General features: G+C 72.5%; 14 protein-coding genes. 7 read left to right on the forward strand and 7 right to left on the reverse strand.

Annotated elements, in window-relative coordinates; all coding sequences use genetic code 11:
- Positions 1–50: 50 nt before the first annotated feature.
- From AWQ70_RS33240 to AWQ70_RS33260, 5 genes are all read right to left on the reverse strand, one after another.
- The gene (locus AWQ70_RS33240) at positions 51–1,022 is read right to left on the reverse strand and encodes an SWIM zinc finger family protein (RefSeq protein WP_084518081.1); all 972 of its coding nucleotides are present in this window, start codon (positions 1,020–1,022) and stop codon (positions 51–53) included.
- A complete protein-coding gene (locus AWQ70_RS38185) occupies positions 1,019–4,462 on the reverse strand; it encodes a DEAD/DEAH box helicase (protein WP_245647266.1) in 3,444 nt (1,147 codons plus the stop codon). Before AWQ70_RS38185 ends, AWQ70_RS33240 begins: the two co-directional genes overlap by 4 nt.
- 209 nt (positions 4,463–4,671) lie before the next feature.
- Positions 4,672–6,102, reverse strand: coding sequence for a glycoside hydrolase family 10 protein (locus AWQ70_RS33250; RefSeq protein ID WP_067185380.1), 1,431 nt, complete (start codon positions 6,100–6,102; stop codon positions 4,672–4,674).
- A gap of 163 nt (positions 6,103–6,265) precedes the next feature.
- Complete coding sequence (locus AWQ70_RS33255) at positions 6,266–8,662, reverse strand: glycoside hydrolase family 9 protein (RefSeq protein WP_067185384.1); 2,397 nt, start codon at positions 8,660–8,662, stop codon at positions 6,266–6,268.
- A gap of 124 nt (positions 8,663–8,786) precedes the next feature.
- Positions 8,787–11,243 (reverse strand): glycoside hydrolase family 48 protein, encoded by a 2,457-nt coding sequence (locus AWQ70_RS33260; protein ID WP_067185388.1) that lies wholly within the window; start codon positions 11,241–11,243, stop codon positions 8,787–8,789.
- A 339-nt stretch (positions 11,244–11,582) separates the two neighbouring features.
- On the opposite strand from AWQ70_RS33260, the gene AWQ70_RS33265 reads away from it, so the two are divergent.
- The 4 genes from AWQ70_RS33265 (at position 11,583) to AWQ70_RS33280 (ending at position 14,037) form a co-directional block, all read left to right on the forward strand.
- Entirely contained in the window at positions 11,583–11,981 is a 399-nt protein-coding gene (locus AWQ70_RS33265) for a phage holin family protein (RefSeq protein WP_067185392.1), read from the forward strand.
- Positions 11,978–12,358 (forward strand): DUF3618 domain-containing protein, encoded by a 381-nt coding sequence (locus tag AWQ70_RS33270; protein WP_067185394.1) that lies wholly within the window; start codon positions 11,978–11,980, stop codon positions 12,356–12,358. Before AWQ70_RS33265 ends, AWQ70_RS33270 begins: the two co-directional genes overlap by 4 nt.
- Positions 12,359–12,428: 70 nt before the next feature.
- Positions 12,429–12,854, forward strand: coding sequence for an HIT family protein (locus tag AWQ70_RS33275; protein ID WP_067185397.1), 426 nt, complete (start codon positions 12,429–12,431; stop codon positions 12,852–12,854).
- A 10-nt stretch (positions 12,855–12,864) separates the two neighbouring features.
- Complete coding sequence (locus AWQ70_RS33280; protein ID WP_084518082.1) at positions 12,865–14,037, forward strand: sensor histidine kinase; 1,173 nt, start codon at positions 12,865–12,867, stop codon at positions 14,035–14,037.
- Between the two features lie 147 nt (positions 14,038–14,184).
- On the opposite strand, the gene AWQ70_RS33285 is transcribed toward AWQ70_RS33280, so the two are convergent.
- Both AWQ70_RS33285 and AWQ70_RS33290 read right to left on the reverse strand, forming a co-directional pair.
- Positions 14,185–14,652 carry a peroxiredoxin family protein gene (locus AWQ70_RS33285; RefSeq protein WP_067185404.1) on the reverse strand — a complete coding sequence of 156 codons (468 nt, stop codon included), beginning with the start codon at positions 14,650–14,652 and terminating at the stop codon, positions 14,185–14,187.
- A 48-nt stretch (positions 14,653–14,700) separates the two neighbouring features.
- Entirely contained in the window at positions 14,701–15,336 is a 636-nt protein-coding gene (locus AWQ70_RS33290; RefSeq protein WP_067185409.1) for an RNA polymerase sigma factor, read from the reverse strand.
- 451 nt (positions 15,337–15,787) lie between these two features.
- Here AWQ70_RS33290 and AWQ70_RS33295 point away from each other — a divergent pair, with 451 nt between their 5' ends.
- Genes AWQ70_RS33295 through AWQ70_RS33305 form a run of 3 tightly spaced genes read left to right on the forward strand, consistent with a single transcriptional unit; the run spans position 15,788 to position 18,454 of the window.
- Positions 15,788–16,537 carry a LytR/AlgR family response regulator transcription factor gene (locus AWQ70_RS33295; RefSeq protein WP_067185412.1) on the forward strand — a complete coding sequence of 250 codons (750 nt, stop codon included), beginning with the start codon at positions 15,788–15,790 and terminating at the stop codon, positions 16,535–16,537.
- Entirely contained in the window at positions 16,534–16,956 is a 423-nt protein-coding gene (locus AWQ70_RS33300; protein WP_067185416.1) for a hypothetical protein, read from the forward strand. The genes AWQ70_RS33295 and AWQ70_RS33300 overlap by 4 nt, the downstream gene beginning before the upstream one ends.
- Before the next feature lie 13 nt (positions 16,957–16,969).
- The gene (locus AWQ70_RS33305; RefSeq protein WP_067185420.1) at positions 16,970–18,454 is read left to right on the forward strand and encodes a sodium/solute symporter; all 1,485 of its coding nucleotides are present in this window, start codon (positions 16,970–16,972) and stop codon (positions 18,452–18,454) included.
- Positions 18,455–18,657 lie beyond the last annotated feature (203 nt).

Consider the following 18,657-nt stretch of genomic DNA (forward strand, 5'->3'; position numbering starts at 1 on the left):
AGGGCACGCACGCCGCCGCCCGTGCCGTCAGGGGACCGGGTGCCGCGTCCTCACCGGCGGCCGGGCCCGCCGCCGTCCTCCTCGGCCGGGCCGCCCTCCGCGAGCGTCCGGTACGCGGGCCGCAGCAGGTCGAGCAGCGGGATGTGCCGCGCCTTCACCGGCGGCGGGTCGAGGGCGCGCAGCAACAGGTCGGAGGGCGAGGCCGGCAGGCCGCCGCGATCCCGCAGCCGGGCCGGCGAGACCGACGGCTCGTAGAAGTCCGCCATCCGCTCGGCGAACGGGGTGTCCGCCACGTCGAAGAGCCCCGGCCGGGCCGGCTCGCCGTGCCCGTCGCCCTGCCCGTCACTCTGCCCCGCGCCGCCGCCCGGCCCGGCGAGCGTGGTCGCGCGCAGCGCGTCCAGCAGGGACTCCTTGCCCATGCCCCTCCAGGCCAGCACCAGGAACGGGTCGTCGTCGAACGACTCGGCCAGCACGTACAGCACCGCGGACAGGTGCTTGCACGGGAAACCCCAGTCGGGGCACGAGCAGGACATGTCCAGCCCGGTCTCGTCCGGGAAGAGCGGCAGCCCGGCGATCCGGAAGACGTCCTCGATCTCGGGCGGCATCTCCCCGGCGAGCAGCGCGGCCCGGTGGATCGCCTGCCCGGACAGCGCCTCGACCAGCTCCCGCCACCGGTCCGCGCCGTACGCCTCGACCTCCACCACGACCCGGTACGGCGCGGGCCGCGACCCCTGGACCCGGGACCGCACCCGGCCCGGCGCGATCTCCAGGTCGAGCACCTGCCCTGAGCGTGCGTACGAGCGGCCGCGGGCGAGGCGGCCGCTGTCGCAGACGGCCTCCAGGACGTCGATGAAGCGGCGCGACCACCATCGCTCGCCGATAGAGCCGCGCCTGCTGCGCACCCGCAACCCGCCCTCGACCTTGATCGGCCGGGAGGGCTCGAACCAGCCGCCTCCCCGCGTCCCGCCGCCGGAGCCCGGGCCGCGCGCCGCCCGCGCCCTCGCGGGCTTGCGCTCGGTCATGACACGGCCTCCGGGCCGAGCCGGAACAGCTCGCGCAGCCGGTCGGTGGACAGGCCGGTGATCCAGTCCTCGCCGGTGCCGACGACCCGCTCGGCGAGCGCCGTCTTGCGTTCGATCATCTCGTCGATCCGCTCCTCCAGGGTGCCCACGCAGATGAACTTCCTGACCTGCACGTTCCGCGTCTGGCCGATGCGGAAGGCGCGGTCGGTGGCCTGGTTCTCGACGGCCGGATTCCACCACCGGTCCACGTGGATCACGTGGCTCGCCGCGGTGAGGTTCAGGCCGGTGCCCGCGGCCTTGAGCGACAGCAGGAACAACATCGGCTCGTCGTCGCTCTGGAACCGCTCCACGAGCGCGTCACGCTGGCTCTTCGGCAGTCCGCCGTGCAGCCACAGGACCGGCCGGTCGAGGTGGGCGGCCAGGTACGGCTGGAGCAGCGCCCCGAACTCGGCGTACTGCGTGAAGACCAGCGCCTTGTCGCCCTCGGCGACGACCTCCTCGGCCAGCTCCTCCAGCCGGGCCAGCTTGCCCGACCTGCCGGGCAGCCGCGAGCCGTCCTTGAGCAGGTGCGCCGGATGGTTGCAGACCTGCTTGAGCTTGGTCATCGTCGCCAGCACGTTGCCGCGTCGCTCGATGCCCTCGCTGCCCTCGATCCGCTCCATCATGTCCTGGACGACCGCCTGGTACAGCGTGGCCTGCTCGGGAGTGAGGGTGCACCACACCTTCATCTCCAGCTTCTCCGGCAGGTCGGAGATGATCGTCTTGTCGGTCTTGAGACGGCGCAGCACGAACGGGCCGGTCGCCCGCCGGAGCGCCACGGTCGCCGCCTCGTCGCCGTCCCGCTCGATCGGCTCCTGGTAGCGCGTGCGGAACTCCTTCGCGGCGCCGAGCAGCCCCGGGTTGCAGAACTCCATGATCGACCAGAGCTCGGCCAGGTGGTTCTCCACCGGCGTGCCGGTCAGCGCCAGCCGGGTCCGCGCGGGCAGGGACCGCACCGCCCGCGCCTGCCCGGCCGCGCTGTTCTTGATCGCCTGCGCCTCGTCGCAGACCACCCGCGCCCAGTCGAACCCGGCCAGGACGTCCCGGTCTCGGAGGGCGGTGCCGTACGTGGTGAGCACCAGGTCCGCCCGGCCCACCCGCTCGGCCAGCTCGTCCTCGCGCGCCCGGTCGCCCCCGTGGTGCAGGTAGACCTCCAGCGACGGCGCGAACCTCGCGGCCTCCTTCTGCCAGTTGCCGAGCAACGACATCGGGCAGACCAGCAGCGTCGGCCCCGGCCGCTCCCCGGCCTCCCGCTCGCTCAGCAGCAGCGACAGCGCCTGCGCCGTCTTGCCCAGACCCATGTCGTCGGCGAGCACGCCGCCGAGGCCGATCTCGGACAGGAACGAGAGCCAGGCCAGCCCGCGCTCCTGGTACGGCCGGAGCGTGCCGTGGAAGCCCGCCGGGGTCGCCACCGGACGCAGCCGGCGGTCGGCCTCGCCGGACAGCAGGTCGCCGAGGGCGCCGTCCGCGTCCACCGAGACCAGCGGCAGCTCGTCCTCACCGCCCCGGGCCACCTCGCGGAGCACCTCGTGGACGGCCATCTCACCGGTCCTGCGGCGCTCCACCGCCCGCAGCGCGGCCCGGAGCTGCCGGTCGTCCAGCTCGACCCAGCGCCCTCGCACGCGTACGAGGGGGACCTTGAGCCGGGCCAGCTCGGCCAGCTCCTCCTCGCCGATCGTCTCGTCGCCGATCGCCAGGTCGGCGCGGAAGTCCACGAGCTGCTCCAGGCCGAAGCCCTGCCCGGCGGCGGCTCCGGGGCCGGTGGGCCGGGTCCGGGCGGTGAGCTTCAGCCCGAGCCGGGTGCGGCCCGCCCAGGCGGGGAGCTGCACGCCGAACCCGGCGGCCTGCAGGAGCGGCGCGGCGTGCCGGAGGAAGGCGTACGCCCCGGCCGTGTCGAGGTCCAGACCGTCCGGGCGGGGGCCGCGCAGCGCCTCGTCCACCTTCGGATACAGGCGTACGGCCCGGCCGAGCCCGGCGAGCAGGGCCTCGTCCGGCCGCCCGGGGAACCCCGGCGAGCCGGCCCCCGCCCAGATGTCGCGGGCGGGCAGGTAGAGGCTGGGGTCCTCGGCGGACTGGAGGGCGAACTCCAGCCGCCACACGCCGCCGTCCGGCGCGGTCGCGGGCCGCCCGCCGTACTCCGCGACGAGGTCGCCGTGCGGGATCCCCACGCCCGGCCCCGCGCCCGACCCGGCGCCTGATCCCGCGCCCGGCCCCATGCTCGACCCCGGGCCCGGCTCGGCGATCGGGCCGGCGCCGGTCTCCGGATAGAGGTCCGGTTCGGGGTCCGGCCCGGGGTCCGGCTCGGTCAGGCGGAAGCAGACCCGGATCGGGCCGTCCAGCCGGTGCGCGGCGGCGAACCACTCCCGTAGCGGCGTCGCCAGCTTCTCCGCGTCGGCGCGTGTCACGCCGTGCAGGACCGCCTCCTCGCCGGTGAGCGCCACGGTCCAGCGGTCGGCCAGCGGGCTGCGCGCCCCCGGACGGTGGCCGCCGAGGAGCCGATCGGGCAGCGACCGGCGCACCGCCGCGTCGGTGAGCGGGGCCAGCGCCTCGATCAGCACGTGGGCCGACGGGCGCTCCCCGTCCACGGCCCGGCAGACGGGCGGCATCGCGGCGGCCAGCTCCCGGAAGCGCGCGGCGTACGGGCCGGTCAGCACGGGACGCCAGCGCGCCGCGTAGCCGCCGCCCTCGGCGACGAGCTGGGGGAGCACCCGGCCGTTCCGGACCAGGTCGACGGCGTATCCGGCCGTCGCGGCGAGGTAGCGGAGCGAGGCGCCCGCGACCGGAAGATGTGCGCCCGGAGGCTCGACGCCCGGCTCCGACGACGGCCGGGAGCCCGCCCGGGGCTCCCCGCCGGGCTCGTACGCCGCCGGTTCCCGGGCCTCGCCCCGCGTGTCGATGGATTCACCCGCCTCGGAAGGCTCGTAGGCCGCCGGTTCCCCGGCCTCGCCCCGCGTGTCGATGGATTCACCCGCCTCGGAAGGCTCGTACGCCCCCGGTTCCCCGGCCTCGCCGGGCTCGTATGCCTCGGCGGGGAGGCGGGTCAGCGCGTCCACCCGATCCAGCAGGGCGAGCGCCGGCCCCTCCGGGACGCGCAGCGCGGGGACCCGCCACAGCGCCATCGACGGGCGGCGCGCGGCCGACGTCAGCCCGGACTCGGGGGACGGCAGCGGGCCGCGGGCCGAGCCGGGAAGGAACAGGACCAGGTCGGCGGCGTCCGCCTTGGCGGCCGCGGCGCTCGCGGCGTCTCCCCACAGCGGCAGGTCGGCGGCGATGGCGGCCGCCTCGGCGGCGAACGGATGCGGACGGACCTTCGCCCGCGAGGCGCTCCCCATGCCGCGCGACGTGTCCTCCGCCCAGAGCATCAGATCGCCGCCCGACCAGGCGCCGTGGATCACCAGCACGCGCACTCCCTTCCGAACACGGAAACGGTAACAGCGCGTGCCGGGTGCGCGAACCGGCTGTCCACAGGGCCGGCGTCGGAGGGAACCCGCCCCGGCCGCCCCGGGCGGGAGCCCCCGGAACCAGGCGTTCCGGGGGCTCCGAGAGTTTCATGATTGCAGCGAAAGTTTCGGAACCGGACGTGCGGGAGGTCGTCCCGCACGCCCGTCCGTCAGGAGGCGGCGCACGTGACGGGGGACGGCGCGCCGTTGGCGCCGGACCAGTCGCCGGTGAAGCCGAAGGTGGTCGAGGCGTTCGGGGCGAGCGAGCCGTTGTAGCTCATGTTCCGCACCGTGACGTTCGCCCCGGACTGGCTCAGGGTGCCGTTCCAGAGCTGGGTGACGGTCTGGCCGTTCGGGAACGCCCAGATGACGGTCCAGCCGCCGATCGCCGACGCGCCGGTGTTGGCGACCGTGACCTCACCCTGGAAGCCCGTGTTCCACTGGTTCACCGTCCGGTACGTCGCCGAGCAGGACCTGCCGGGAGGGGAGGACGGGCTCGTCGAGGGGCTGGCGCTCGGGCTGGCCGACGGGCTGGGGCTGGAGGTGGTGCCTCCCAGCGCGGTGCCCATCCCCGTGTACGCCGGCTTGGCGTTGTAGTTGTCGTCGAACAGCAGGGGCGCGCCGTACCCGGGGAACACGTCGGGAACCCAGGAGTACTTGTCGGTGACGCCCCACAGGGTGATGCCGACGCAGCGTGCGACGTTGAGGCACGCCTTGGTCAGCGCGTTGTAGTTGGAACTCTGGGTGGCGAGCTTCCCGGAGTCGGCCGGGGTCTGCATCCGCACGTCCACCTCGGTCAGCGCCACGTCCACGCCGAGGTCGGCGAAGCGCTGCAGGTTGGCCTGCAGGTCGGAGGGGACCTGGCCGAGGATGAGGTGGGTCTGGAAGCCGACTCCGTCGATGGGGACGCCCTGCTGCTTGAAGGCCTTGACCATGTTGTACACGGCCGTGCTCTTCGCGTTGATCCCCTCGATGTTGTAGTCGTTGTAGTACAGCTTGGCGGTCGGGTCGGCCGCGCGCGCCGCCTGGAAGGCGGTGGCGATGTAACCGTCGCCGATGGTGGTCTGGAACACCGACTGGCGGCGGGTGCCGTCCTCGTTGAAGGCCTCGTTGACCACGTCCCAGGCGTACAGCTTGCCCTTGTAGTGGCCGGCGACGTTGGAGATGTGGTTCTGCATGATCGACGTGAGCGTGGCGGCGTTGAAGCCGCCGTTGCTCACCCAGGACGGGAGCTGGCTGTGCCAGACCAGGGTGTGGCCGCGCACGCTCTGCCCGTGGGCCTGGGCGTGGTTGACGATGGCGTCGCCGCCGCCGTAGCTGAAGGAGCCGCGCGACGGCTCGGTGGCGTCCCACTTCATCTCGTTCTCGGGTGTGACCGAGTTGAACTCGCGGTCGGCGACGGTCGCGTACGCGGACTCGCCGAGGTGGTTGTTGGCGAGGGCGGTGCCGATGTACCTGCCCTTGGCGGCGGCGAGCTGGCCGAGGCCGGTGGCCGCCGAGGCCGTCGTGGTGGCCGCGGCGACAAGCGCCGTGGCGGCCAGGGCCGTGGCGGCGAGAGCCGCCAGCGCCGTGGCGGGCGGGCGGAAGACGCTTTTCGTCATGGAGTGCGTCACCTCTGTCTCTCTGTGGGGTGGGCCCCGGGGGCGGACGCCGCCGGGGGATGGAGGCCCGCCTTCCTTGGGGGCCGGGGTTCAGGAAGGCGGGCGGTCATGGGCCCGCGCCCGCGCGTTCGCCGAGAGACACGCGCGGGCGCGGGAGCGCGGGTCACACCGGAGTGCAGGTGATCGACGTGGGCGTGCCGTTGGCGCCGGACCAGGTGCCGGTGAAGCCAAACGTGGTCGAGCCGCCGGGAGAGAGGGAGCCGTTGTAACTCGCGTTCTTGACGGTGACGTTCGCCCCGGACTGGCTCAGGGCGCCGTTCCAGAGCTGGGTGACGGTCTGGCCGTTCGGGAACGCCCAGGCGACGGTCCAGCCGCCGATCGCGGACGAGCCGGAGGCGGTCACCGTGACCTCGCCCTGGAAGCCGCCCTGCCAGGAGCTCGCCACCGTGTACACGGCCGAGCAGGACCGGCCGGTGGGCGACGGCGAAGCCGAGGGCGACACGGACGGCGAGGGCGATGCGGACGGCGAGGGCGATGCGGACGGCGAGGGCGATGCGGACGGCGACGGCGAGGCCGAGGGGGACGGGGACGGGGACGCGGAAGGGGAGGCCGACGGCGAGGGCTCGGAGCCGGGAGGCGTGCCCCAGACGACGGAGCCGCCCGAGTGGATCGTGATGTTCCGTACGGTCACCGGGGTGGAGCCGGGGGCGGTGGGCACGCCGGAGTACGACCAGTCGTTCGACGGGTCCCAGGAGCCCGAGCCGGCGATCCGGAACTGGACCTCGCGCCGCGACTGCGACTGGCCCGCCGGGGCGATGGCCGTGCCGGAGCAGTCCACCGTGACGAAGTAGACCCGCCCGGAGAACTGCGTCGGGCCGGTCGGCGCCTTGCACTGGTTGTACGCGGAGGACAGCGTGATCTGCGCGGGCGTGGTGTCGCCGTCCAGGGTGAAGTAGTAGCGGAGCGTGGCGTCGGTCAGCGCCCTGGCCGGCCACGCCGAGTGGTTGACGATCAGCGCCTTGATCTCGGTGAAGTTCGTCCCCGAGGCGTTCACCGACGCCTGGGCGTAGATCTCGGGCCCGTCCGGGGTCTCGGCCTGGGGGAAGTCCGCGAGCGGCGCGCCGCCGTACTCCCCGTGGAGGCGGGCGAGCGCCCCGGTGAACGCGGCGTTGTAGTCGGTGGCGACCTCGTTCATCACGTAGTCGCTCCGGCTGTCGGCGTAGGCGTCGTCGGCCGCCTTGGGGCCCCCGACGAGCGCGCCGTACAGGATGTGCCGGCTCTGCGCGGGCTCACCGTTGAGGTTGTCGGTCCAGGTGCCGTGCGCGGTGCGGTGGTGCGGGTTCCTGGGCGGGTTCGCGCCGAACCCGATCACGTACGACGATCGGCGGGGGTTGTCGCCGAGCGCGTAGCCGATCTGGCGGACCGCGAAGTCGTGGTAGCGCGCCCTGCGGGTGGCGTCGGCCAGCCCGTCGCTGTAGACGAGGGCGACGAACGCCGTGTTGGCCGCGTAGCGCAGCGACCCCCACTGGTCGAGCACGGCCTGGCCGCCGGGGGAGTAGGGGACCCGCTGCCCGTTCACGCCGACCGTCCAGTAGTCCAGCCACCGTTCGGCGTCGTCGGCGTACTGCCGCTTGCCGGTGAGCTTGGCGAGCAGGACGTAGCAGCCGTACGACTTGTCGTCCCAGGCGATGGTCCACTTGTACGACTTGGTGGCGGACTGTGGCTCGGTGCCGAGGTCGGCGTAGTACGCCTCGGCCTTGCCGAGGTAGGACGCGTCCCGGGTGGCGCGGTAGAGCCAGATGGCGCCCCACGCCAGCTCGTCGTTGTAGCCGCTCCAGGAGCGGTAGTAGCCCGCCGCGTCGGTGATGCAGTCGCTGTACTTCTTCCGCACGGTGTCGGCGAACGTGTAGAGCTGCTTCGCGTGCGTGAGCAGGGTGTCGGCGTAGGCCGGGTCCGTGGGACGGAAGACGATCGAGGAGGCGGCCATCGCGGCGGCCGTCTCCCCGGCCAGGTCCGACCCGCCGCAGCTCGCGTCGATCTTGTACGCGGGGCGGGCCATCGGCATGACCTCGGCCGCGCCCCACCAGGCGTGGTCGGTCCCGCCGTTGCCCACCTGGCCGTACAGCACGTTCGGCGCGGGGTGCGCCTTGATGAAGTAGTCGTTGACGAACCTCAGGTTGCCGAGCAGGTGGGGGAGCTGCCCGGACGACGCGTAGGCGTCGCGGTACTCGACCCCGCCCCAGGCGAGCATGGTGGCGCTCGACGCCATCGGCAGGCCGAACTTGACGTGGTCGCCGGCGTCGTACCACCCGCCGGTCAGGTCGAGGCCGGCGTCCTCGCCGTCGCGCAGGGCGGAGTCGCCGCGCCAGGACACCCGGTTGGTGGACGGCAGCCGCCCGGAGCGCTGCGCCTCGTAGAAGAAGAGCGACTTCTGGAGGGCTTCGCCGTAGTTGAACGCCGGCGCCGCCGAGGCGGCGGGGGCGAGCGCCGCCCCGTGGACCGCCGGGGTGAGCGCGGCGGCGGCCAGGAGGGCCGCCAGGACCGTGAACGTACGCCGCATGGGGATGCCTCGCAGGTGCGGGGTGTGTGGGGGGTGTGTGGTGTCAAAGGGGGTGTCGGGGGTGCGGTGAAGGGTCAGGCGACACCGCACCCCCGGGTCTGCCGGGGCCCGTCAGGGCCTCTTCTCAGGGGAAGAGCAGGCCGTACTGGCCGAGGGCGGTGGCCACGTCGACCTGCGCCCAGAAGCGGTGGTAGTTGAACGTCGGCGCCGGAGCGGTCCCGTTCAGGTACGCCTGGACCTTCGGCCAGTCCGGGTCGTTCTTGTACCAGGACCGGATGGAGATGAAGGTCGAGTTCGAGTTGATCGTGTCGCCGTTCGGCATCTTCCCGGTCCAGCCGGCCGGGACGTACACCGGGTCGTCGAGGCGGTTGTAGTCCGCCTTCGTCTCCGGCACCGAGACGCCCTTGCTGTCCTGGTTGTTCTTCCAGATGCCGTCGAGCAGCGCCTTGGCGGTGTTCTTGGCCGCCGCGTTACCGGACTTGGCGGCGTAGAACATCAGGGTCTTGGCGTAGGAGCCGGCCACCCCGACGTCGGTGGTGTGGTCGACGATCGAGACGTGCAGCCCGGTGTTGGGCGGGGGCATGCCGGGGCCGCTGAAGCTGGCGTCCGGCTGGCCGGACCAGCGCAGCGTCGACGGGATCTGGTACGTGCCGTCGGCGTTCACCGTGGTGCCGGACAGCGCCCAGGCGACCCACTTGTCGAGGATGGACTTGGCGTCGGCGTTGCCCGTGGCGTAGTAGTACTCGGCCACGCGCTCCATCGACCACGCCTGGAAGCCGAACCACTGGTTGGACGGCGGGTCGTGGTAGACCGGCTGCCAGTCGTACGACATCCCGAAGAAGGTCGGCAGGTTCGCCGGCGGGTTCGCGTAGTGGCCCTGGTAGCTGTTGGTCGCGCCGCCCGCGATCGCGCCCTCGGCCGACTGCAGCCACTTGTAGAACTGGAGCTGCCGGGTCAGGCTCGCCGACCAGTCGCCGACCGCCGTCGCGCCCTTGGGCTTCAGCTCGTTCACGTTCGACAGCGCGTACGCCGCGAGCGGGTTCTGGTAGCCGGAGTGGTTGTGGCTGGAGCCGATCCGCCACGCCCAGCCGGCCGAGGTGTCGCTCGCGCCGCCCCACGCGTAGTACCAGCTCAGCAGGTACGCCGAGCTGTCCTTGCCGGTGCCGGCCGCGCAGGAGGTGCTGGTGCAGCCCTGCTTCTTGAAGTACTTGTCGTACATCGCGTAGCGCAGGTAGTCGCCCATCTTCGCGGCCTTGGCGACCGTCCCCGAGATCTGGGACTCCTTGCCCTGCTCCTTGGCCCACTGCAGTGCCCAGTACGCCACCTGCACCGCGCGGGCGTCCGCGTCCGGCGCGTTGGTGTACTTCCACTGCTTGGCGTACGAGGCGTCCTTGGTGAACAGGTCGAGGAAGCCGTTCGGGCCGCCGAACTTGAACGTGTCGCAGGACGGCTGCGGGATCGTCTCGAAGACCGACTCCTCCGGGCCGCGCTGGTACGTGTTGATGTACGCGGGCCTGGTCGTGCCGTCGCCGCACCGGCCGAAGCCGTACGTGTTGTCCACGTCGAGCAGCCAGTGCATGCCGTACACGTCGCCGGTGCCGTAGGCGCTCTTCAGCTCGTTCGCGATCGGGTCCACGCCGACGCTCACGCCCGATTCGAGCTGGGACGGGTACTTCGTGACGTCGTCCCACTCACCGGCGTACGTCGCCGGCTTGCTCGCGTTGTAGAAGGAGTTCGTCGGCTGGTCGGCGGTCGCCGGGATGATGTACTTCTCCAGCGAGGCCCACGCGTTGTTGAGCTTGCTCCAGTCCCCGGTGACCTTGCCGTACATCGCCTCCAGCCACAGGTAGTAGCTGTACGCCTCGGACGTGGTCTCGTGGCCCTGGTCGGGGGCCTCCACCATCAGCGTCTCCACCGAGTGGTACGGCACGCCCTCCGGCGAGAAGTACCCGTTGGCCGGGTCGTGCAGCTTGTTGTACATCGCGAGGAAGTTCTGGACGTACGGGTTGCTCGGCGGGCTGACGCTCGGCGAGGCCGAGGGGGACGGCGACGCCGACGGGGACGCGGACGGCGAGGCCGAGGGCGAGGGCGAGGAGGAGGGGGACGCCGACGGCGAGGGCGACGGTCCGCCGCCGCAGGTGACCCCGTTGACCGTGAACGAGGCGGGCTTCGGGTTGGAGCCGCTCCAGGTGCCGTTGAACCCGATGCTCGTGGAGGCGCCGGTCGCCAGGGAGCCGTTCCACGCCAGGTTGGTGGCGGTGACGGCGGAGCCGCTCTGGCTCCAGTCGGCCGACCAGCCCGGCATCGTCACCTGCTGGCTTCCCGGGAAGGTGAACTTCAGCGTCCAGCCGTTGATCGGGTCACCGAGGTTCTTGATCGTGAGGTTGGCGGTGAACCCGCCCTGGCCGGGCGAGGACGTCCACTCGTTGGTCGTGTACGCCACGTCGCAGGAGACGGCGGCGGACGCGGGGGACTGCGCGAGGCCGGCCAGCACGCCGGCGGACACACTGGCGGCGGCGATCCAGGCGATCCGTTTCCGGGATCGTGGGAGCGCTCCCGCGCTTCGGGGTCGTGTGCGCATCTTCGGGGGTTCTCCAAGGTGTGGGGGGTGCATCCGCGGGACCGGAACGCCAGTTGGCGGGCCGGGCCGGGGATGCGGGCGGACGGCTGGATCGGACGGATAGTATGGGAGCGCTCCCATCCAGGATTGTGGAAGCGCCCTCCCCGATGTCAATCGCCGGCCGCGTCCCGCTCGCCGCGCCCACGCCGCGTCGCCCGGGCCCCCCGCGCAGGCTGCGCTTTTGCCGCCACGCCGCCGCCCGCCCGGTGCCGTACTGACTGAAACTTTCATCTGTTTCGCCCGGGTTTGTAGCCAGATCGAGGGGTAGGCGCATACGCATCTCCGACATGGGAGGCAACCATGGTTCACACCAAGGAAGCGCAGTCCACCGGCGAGCTGGTCCGGCAGATGTCGGAGCAGATGTCCCGGCTCGTCCGGGACGAACTGCGGCTCGCCAGGATGGAGCTCATGGAGAAGGGCAGACACGCCGGGTTCGGCGCCGGGCTCGTCGGCGCGGCCGGGGTGACCGCGCTGCTCGGCGGGGGCGCGCTGGTCGCCGCGGCGATCCTCGCGCTGGCGATCGTGCTGCCCGGCTGGGCGTCCGCGCTCATCATCGGCGGCGGGCTGGTCTTCCTGGCCATGCTCGTCGGAGTGGTCGGCAAGCAGCGGGTGGCCTCCGCGACGCCCCCGACGCCGCATCGGACGATGCACAGCATCAGGACCGACATCGACGTGGTCCGGGAAGGCGTACGGAGGTGACCGAGACCGACCCCCGGCTCGGCCTCGCCTCGACCGACGCGGGGGAGACCGGGGTGCACGAGCAGCTCGTGCGGGGCGCGGTCCGCGACCGGGGGGTGACCCTGAACGAGACCATCCGGCGCGCCGTCGTCGAATGGGGGCCCGCCGTGGACGAGCTGGCGCAGGTGCGCCGCGACATCGAGCGCGACCGGGCGGAGCTCGCCCGCACGGCGGCCGCGCTGCTGTCCAGGCTGGACCTGAGGAGCCGGGTCAGGGCGAAGGTCGGCCGGATCGGCGGCGCGGCGCTGCCGCTGGCGGCCGTCGCCGCCGGCGTCGCCGCCGGGCTCATCCTGCGCCGGGCGAGGAGGGGCTGCCCGCCCGGTCCGGGAGGCGCGTGACGCTCCCGCGCGACCTCCGCGGCATCGCGATGGTGGCACGATGTCGGGAGAGTCGTGAGAAGGGACGCGCGTGGACGAATGCGTGTTCTGCGCCATCGTGGCGGGCCGCACGCCGGCCGCGACGGTGCTGTCCGACGAGGTGGCCGTGGGCTTCCTCGACGCCCGGCCGGTGTTCAAGGGGCACGTCCTCGTCGTGCCGCGCGTCCACGTCGAGACGCTGCCGGACCTCCCGGAGGCCGACGTCGGGCCGTACTTCCAGCGGGTGCGGGAGGTGGCCAGGGCCGTCGAGGAGGGGCTCGGGGCGGCGGGCACCTTCGTCGCGCTCAACAACCGGGTCAGCCAGAGCGTCCCCCACCTGCACACCCACGTCGTGCCGCGCAACCGCAAGGACGGGCTGCGCGGCTTCTTCTGGCCCCGGGTGAAGTACGCCGGCGACGGCGAGGCCGGGGAGTACGCCGCGCGGATCCGCGCCGCGATCAAGAAATCTACAACGTAAAGGGCGCGGCGTGGAACCCGTTGTGGCGGTCCTGGTGGTGGCGGGGCTCATCGGCGTGCCGTCCGTCGTGCTGTGGGGAGTGGTGCGCGGCCGGCGCGAGCTGGGCAGCAGCCCGGCGGAGCGCGCGACGTTCGAGACCCTGCACACGGCGTCGCTCGCCGCGCCGCCGCTGCGCGCCGGTCTGACGCAGGCCGGCGCGCTCAAGGCGTCCCGGCACCTGCGCGAGCTCCTCGGCTCCCCGGCGATCGCCGTCACCGACCGCGAGGGGCTGCTCGTCTACGACGGCGAGGGCGACCACCACGCCAAGGAGGCGTTCGGCCACGCGGCGAAAACCCTGGAGGACGGCACGACCCAGGTGCTCGCGCTGGACTGCGACCTGCTGGAGTGCCCCGTCCGGCACGCCGTGGTCGTGCCCCTCACCACCGAGGACCGCGTCGTCGGCACCCTCGCCGCGTACGGCGACCACGCCTCGGCCGGGCTGGTCCGGGCGGCGCAGGAGGTGGCCCGGTGGGTGGACTCGCAGCTTGAGCTGGCCGAGCTGGACCGCTCCCGCACCATGCTGATGGAGGCCGAGGTCAGGGCGCTGCGCGCGCAGATCTCGCCGCACTTCATCTACAACTCGCTGACCACGATCGCCTCCTTCGTCCGCACCGATCCGGAGCGGGCCAGGGAGCTGCTGCTGGAGTTCGCCGACTTCACCCGGTACTCGTTCCGGCGGCACGGCGATTTCACCACCCTCGCCGAGGAGCTGCACTCGATCGAGCGCTACCTGACCCTGGAGCGGGCGCGGTTCGGGGACCAGCTCCAGGTCACGCTGCGCATCGCCCCCGAGGTGCTCGCCGTCGCCGTGCCGTTCCTGTGCCTGCAACCGCTGGTCGAGAACGCCGTACGGCACGGCCTGGAGAGCATGCCGGGCGCGGGCCGGATCTCGATCGTGGCCGAGGACGCGGGCGCCGAGTGCGGCATCAGCGTCGAGGACGACGGCATCGGCATGGACCCGGAGCGGCTGCGCCGCATCCTGTCCGGAGAGGACCGGGCCACCGGCGTCGGCCTCGCCAACGTGGACGAGCGCCTCCGGCAGGTGTACGGCGACGAGTACGGCCTCGTGGTCGAGACCGGCAGGGACGCCGGGACCAAGGTGAGCATCCGCCTCCCCAAGTACCACCCCGGCGTCTCGGTCTGATCACCGGTCTCCGGTAGGGCGAGGCCGCGTCGCGCCCTCGTGCGTGCCCTTGGAGTGGCGGTCAGCTTCGATCCGCCTTCGGAGCGAAGACGGCCCGCAAGCCGCTCGAAGCGGCCGTTCCTGCTGGAAGCGGCGCCCTGAGGTGGATCACCCACGTGTGCGGAGGGCCTGGACGGCGGCGGTGATCGCCTTCCTGTGGTAGCCACCGGTGGGCATGGTGGCGCCGTGGGCCTGGCGGATGATGCCCTGGGAATCGATGAGGATGCTGCCTGACTGCTGCAGCGAGCCGAAGACCTTTCTGCTCAGGCCGACCATCTCGTGCGGGGTGCTGTGGCGGCCGGTGAGGACGGGGAACGGGATCTCACGCTCGGCCTTCCACTCGGCCGCCGTTTGGCGGTCCTCGGGGACCGCGACGAGCACTCGGACGTTGTCGGCGGCGAACTCGTCGCGGCGCCGGATGAGGTCGTGGACGTGCCGGTTGCAGACCGGGCACGACGTCGACCGCATGAAGTAGATGAGCACAGCATGATTGCCCTGGTAGTCGGACAGGTGGACGGCCTGCCCGTCGGTGTCTTCCAGCACGACGTCGGGCGCGGGTGATCCGGTTTCAAGCATGGCGGAACTCCTCTTCGACTCGGGTTGTGGGAATACGGTCTGCTCAGGTCAGGCGCCGGTGGATTCCGGGGTCGTGCGGCCGCCCGCGGCGTCGGTCTTTCCGCTTAGGCCGAGCCGTACCGTGCTGCGCGCCCGGTGTAGCTGGGACTTCATCGCGGCGTTGCTCAGGCCGAGCCGTACCGTGCTGCGCGCCCGGTGTAGCTGGGACTTCATCGCGGCGTTGCTCAGGCCGAGCCTCTCTGCGACTACCCGCCCCGGGTGGCCCAGGACGTCCCGCATGATCAACACTCTGCGCTGAACGTCCGGCAGCTCCCTGATCGCCTGCGCGACGATCTCGGCTTCCAGACGCCGGATGACCTCCTCCTCGGCCGACGTCACCAGACCGGCGCCGGCCTCGTCATAACGATCGAACAGCAGTCGAGCCCGGCGCAGGCACTCATTTCGGACGATTCGGAACATCCACGATGCCAGTGCTCCGGTAGCGCGGAGTGAACCGATCTTCCGGTAGAGGATGATCAGCGCTTCCTGCGCGGCGTCCTCAGCATCCTGCGGGGACGCGCAAAGATGCTCCGCGAAGCGCCGCACATGAGAATGGGCACCATGGACCACGGCGGTGATCGACTCTCGATCACCGGCCTGTGCGGCCTCGATGAGCCGCGTGCTCACCCAGCCGCGGTCAGCCACGTCCGCGCCCTCGCCACCGGAACGAGGTCGTGAACAGTGCCTGCCGCACAGCCGGCGTCACGACGTCAGTCATCCGAATCTCCTTCCCAGCGTGACCGTCATCCCATAAGAGGCCCCCACGCCGCGAAAGGATTCACCGTCTCGGGATCGATCTCGCTCGGCGCACCCCGAGCAGTACGCCGGCAAGCAGCCCGTCCCCGAAGAGGAGCTGCACCCGACGCCGACGCACGACCAGCCTCAGTCGGTCAACCTCCGAGAGACTTCCGGGCCGAACCACTGAGCCGCCGAGAGTGACAGCGTCGTGCCGGTGTGATGGCACCGGCGGCGGGGCGGCCCTGCGAGGGAGGAGCGGCGGGCCGAATCGTTGTGATCCCGGTCCGGTGAGGCGTTGACTTCGGCTGTCCTGATTCAACACGCTCTAGGGGATTCCGTGTGGTGAAGGAGGGCTCCCGTGACCGGCCTGCGGGTCCTGGCGGTGGACGACGAGCAGCCCGCCCTGGAGGACGTGGCGTACCTGCTCAGGGCGGATCCGCGCATCGGCGAGGTGCTGACCGCCCGCGACGGGGCGGCGGCGCTGAAGCTGCTGGACCGGGCGATGGCCGAGGGCCGGCCGGTGGACGCGGTCTTCCTCGACATCCGGATGCGCGGCCTGGACGGGGTGGTGCTCGGGCGGCTGCTCGCCCAGTTCACCCGGCCCCCGAAGATCGTGTTCGTGACCGCGTACGAGGACCACGCGGTGGACGCGTTCGAGCTGAAGGCCGAGGACTACCTCCTCAAGCCGGTCCGGCCCGAACGGCTGGCCGAGGCGATCAGGCGGGTGTGCGGCAGCCGTACGGAGCCGGAGACGGGACCACAGGCGGACACCATCCCGGTCGAGCTGGGCGGGGTGACCCGGTTCGTCACCAGCACGGAGGTCAGGTACGTCGAGGCGCGCGGCGACTACGCCCGGCTGCACACGGCGACCGGAAGCCACCTCGTGCGGATCCCGCTCGCCGCGCTCGAGGAGCGCTGGGCGCCCGCCGGGTTCGTCCGGGTCCACCGCAGCCACCTGGTCGCGCTCCGGCACATCGACGAGTTGCGCATCGACTCCGGCCGGTGCGTGGTGCGGATCGGCGAGACGGAGATCCCCGTGAGCCGGCGGCACACGCGCGAGCTGCGCGACCTGCTGGTCCGGCGGGCGCGGAAGGCCGGGCCGCGATGACCGAGAAGCGCATCTCCGACCTGCTGCGGGTGAGCCGGTCGGCCGCAGACGCCGACCGGCCGCGCCGCGTCGTCGTGACCAGCCCCCGCACCGCGGCCGCCCGGCGCCCGCGCCGCCCGCTGACCACGGAGATCGACGAGCAGACGCGGCTCGGCGAGGTCTACATGGTGTCGCTGGTGCGGACCCAGTTCCGGCTGGCGCTGTTCGTCTGCACGGTGCTCGGCTGCGTGGTCGGCGGGCTGCCGCTGCTGTTCCTGCTGGTCCCGGAGCTGCGCTCGGCCGAGCTGCTCGGCGTGCCGCTGCCCTGGCTGGTGCTCGCCGGGCTCATCTATCCCGCGTTCGTCGTCGGCGCCTGGCTGTACGTACGGCAGGCGGAGCGGAACGAGCGCCACTTCGCCGAACTGATGGACCAGGAGTGACCGGGGTGCGGCGGTGAGCCCCGCGTACGGCGTGACCGCGGTGGTGCTGGTGCTGCTCGCCGCGGTCCTGATCGGCGCGTTCGGCATCCGGGTGTCCCGGACGACCTCCGACTTCTACGTCGCCTCGCGCACCGTGTCGCCGCTGTGGAACGCCTCGGCGATCGGCGGGGAGTACCTGTCGGCCGCCTCGTTCCTCGGTGTGGCCGGGCTGATCCTCACCTACGGCGCGGACATGTTGTGGCTCCCCGTCGGCTGGACCGGCGGCTATCTCGTGCTGCTCGTCCTCGTGTCCGCCCCGCTGCGCAGGTCGGGGGCGTACACGCTGCCGGACTTCGCCGAGGCGCGGCTGGAGTCGATGGTGGTGCGGCGCGCGTCGAGCGTGCTCGTGGTGCTGATCGGCTGGCTCTACCTCATGCCGCAGTTCCAGAGTGCCGGGCTGGTCTTCCGCACGGTGACGGGCGCGCCGACGTGGGCGGGCGGCCTGCTCGTGGCGGTGGTGGTCGCGCTCAACGTGCTGTCCGGCGGCATGCGGTCGATCACGTTCGTCCAGGCGTTCCAGTACTGGATCAAGCTGACCGCGCTGGCGGTGCCGCTGGTCTTCATCCTGATCGCCTGGCGGTCCGGCGGCTCGCCCGGCCTGCCGCCCGGCGACCCCTGGGCGCTGCCGCTGCACGGCCGGGAGCACCCGGTGTACGCGACGTACTCCCTGATCATGGCGACGTTCCTCGGCACGATGGGCCTGCCGCACGTGTTGGTGCGGTTCTACACCAACCCGGACGGCCGGGCCGCCCGGCGCACCACGCTGCTGGTGCTCACGCTGCTCGGCGCGTTCTACCTGATGCCCGCCGTGTACGGGTACCTCGGCCGGGTCTACGGGCTGCCCGCGACGGACGCCGTCGTCCTCACCCTGCCGGGGCGGCTGGTCGGCGGCACGGCGGGGGAGTTGCTGACGGCGCTGGTGACGGCGGGGGCGTTCGCCGCGTTCCTGTCCACGTCGTCCGGGCTCGCGGTGTCGGTCGCGGGAGTGATCGCGCAGGACCTCACCGGCGGCGGGGTGCGGCCGTTCCGGCGGTCGACGCTGCTCGCGGTGACCGTGCCGTTCGTGCTGGCCTGCGTGGCGCGGCCCCTGCCGGTGGCCGACGTGGTGGGGCTGGCGTTCGCGGTCGCCGCGTCCTCGTTCTGCCCGCTGCTCGTGCTCGGCATCTGGTGGCGGCGGCTCACCACGGTGGGGGCGCTGGCCGGGCTCCTCGTCGGCGGCGGGCTGGCCTGCGCCGCGGGGGTCGCCACCATCGTCGGCGGGCCGTACTCGGGCTGGAAGGAGGCCCTGCTCGCCCAGCCGGCGGCGTGGAGCGTGCCGATCTCGTTCGCCGTCATGATCGTGGTCTCGCTGCTGACGCCGTCCCGCGTGCCGAGGAACGTGGCCAGGACGATGGTCCGGCTGCACACCCCCGAGACCCTCGACGTGGACCGGGGCGACTGGCGGCCGCGTTCGGTCTGACCCGAGCGCCGCCGGGCTCCTCCGTACGGCGTGACGTACGGCGTGCGCGGAGCAGTTCCCCCGCCTCCCCCCGCCTTCCGCCGCTTCTCGTCGCGTGGCTTCCTACCGCTCGGCGCATTGATGGGACCATTCGCCGCACGCCGTACCTGCTTGGCCGCCGTGAGGCGGCGGCTCACCGAAGAGACGCCGCGGGCGTCTCGTCA

Origin of the sequence: Microtetraspora niveoalba (assembly GCF_001570405.1) — a bacterium.
GTDB lineage: Bacteria > Actinomycetota > Actinomycetes > Streptosporangiales > Streptosporangiaceae > Microtetraspora > Microtetraspora niveoalba.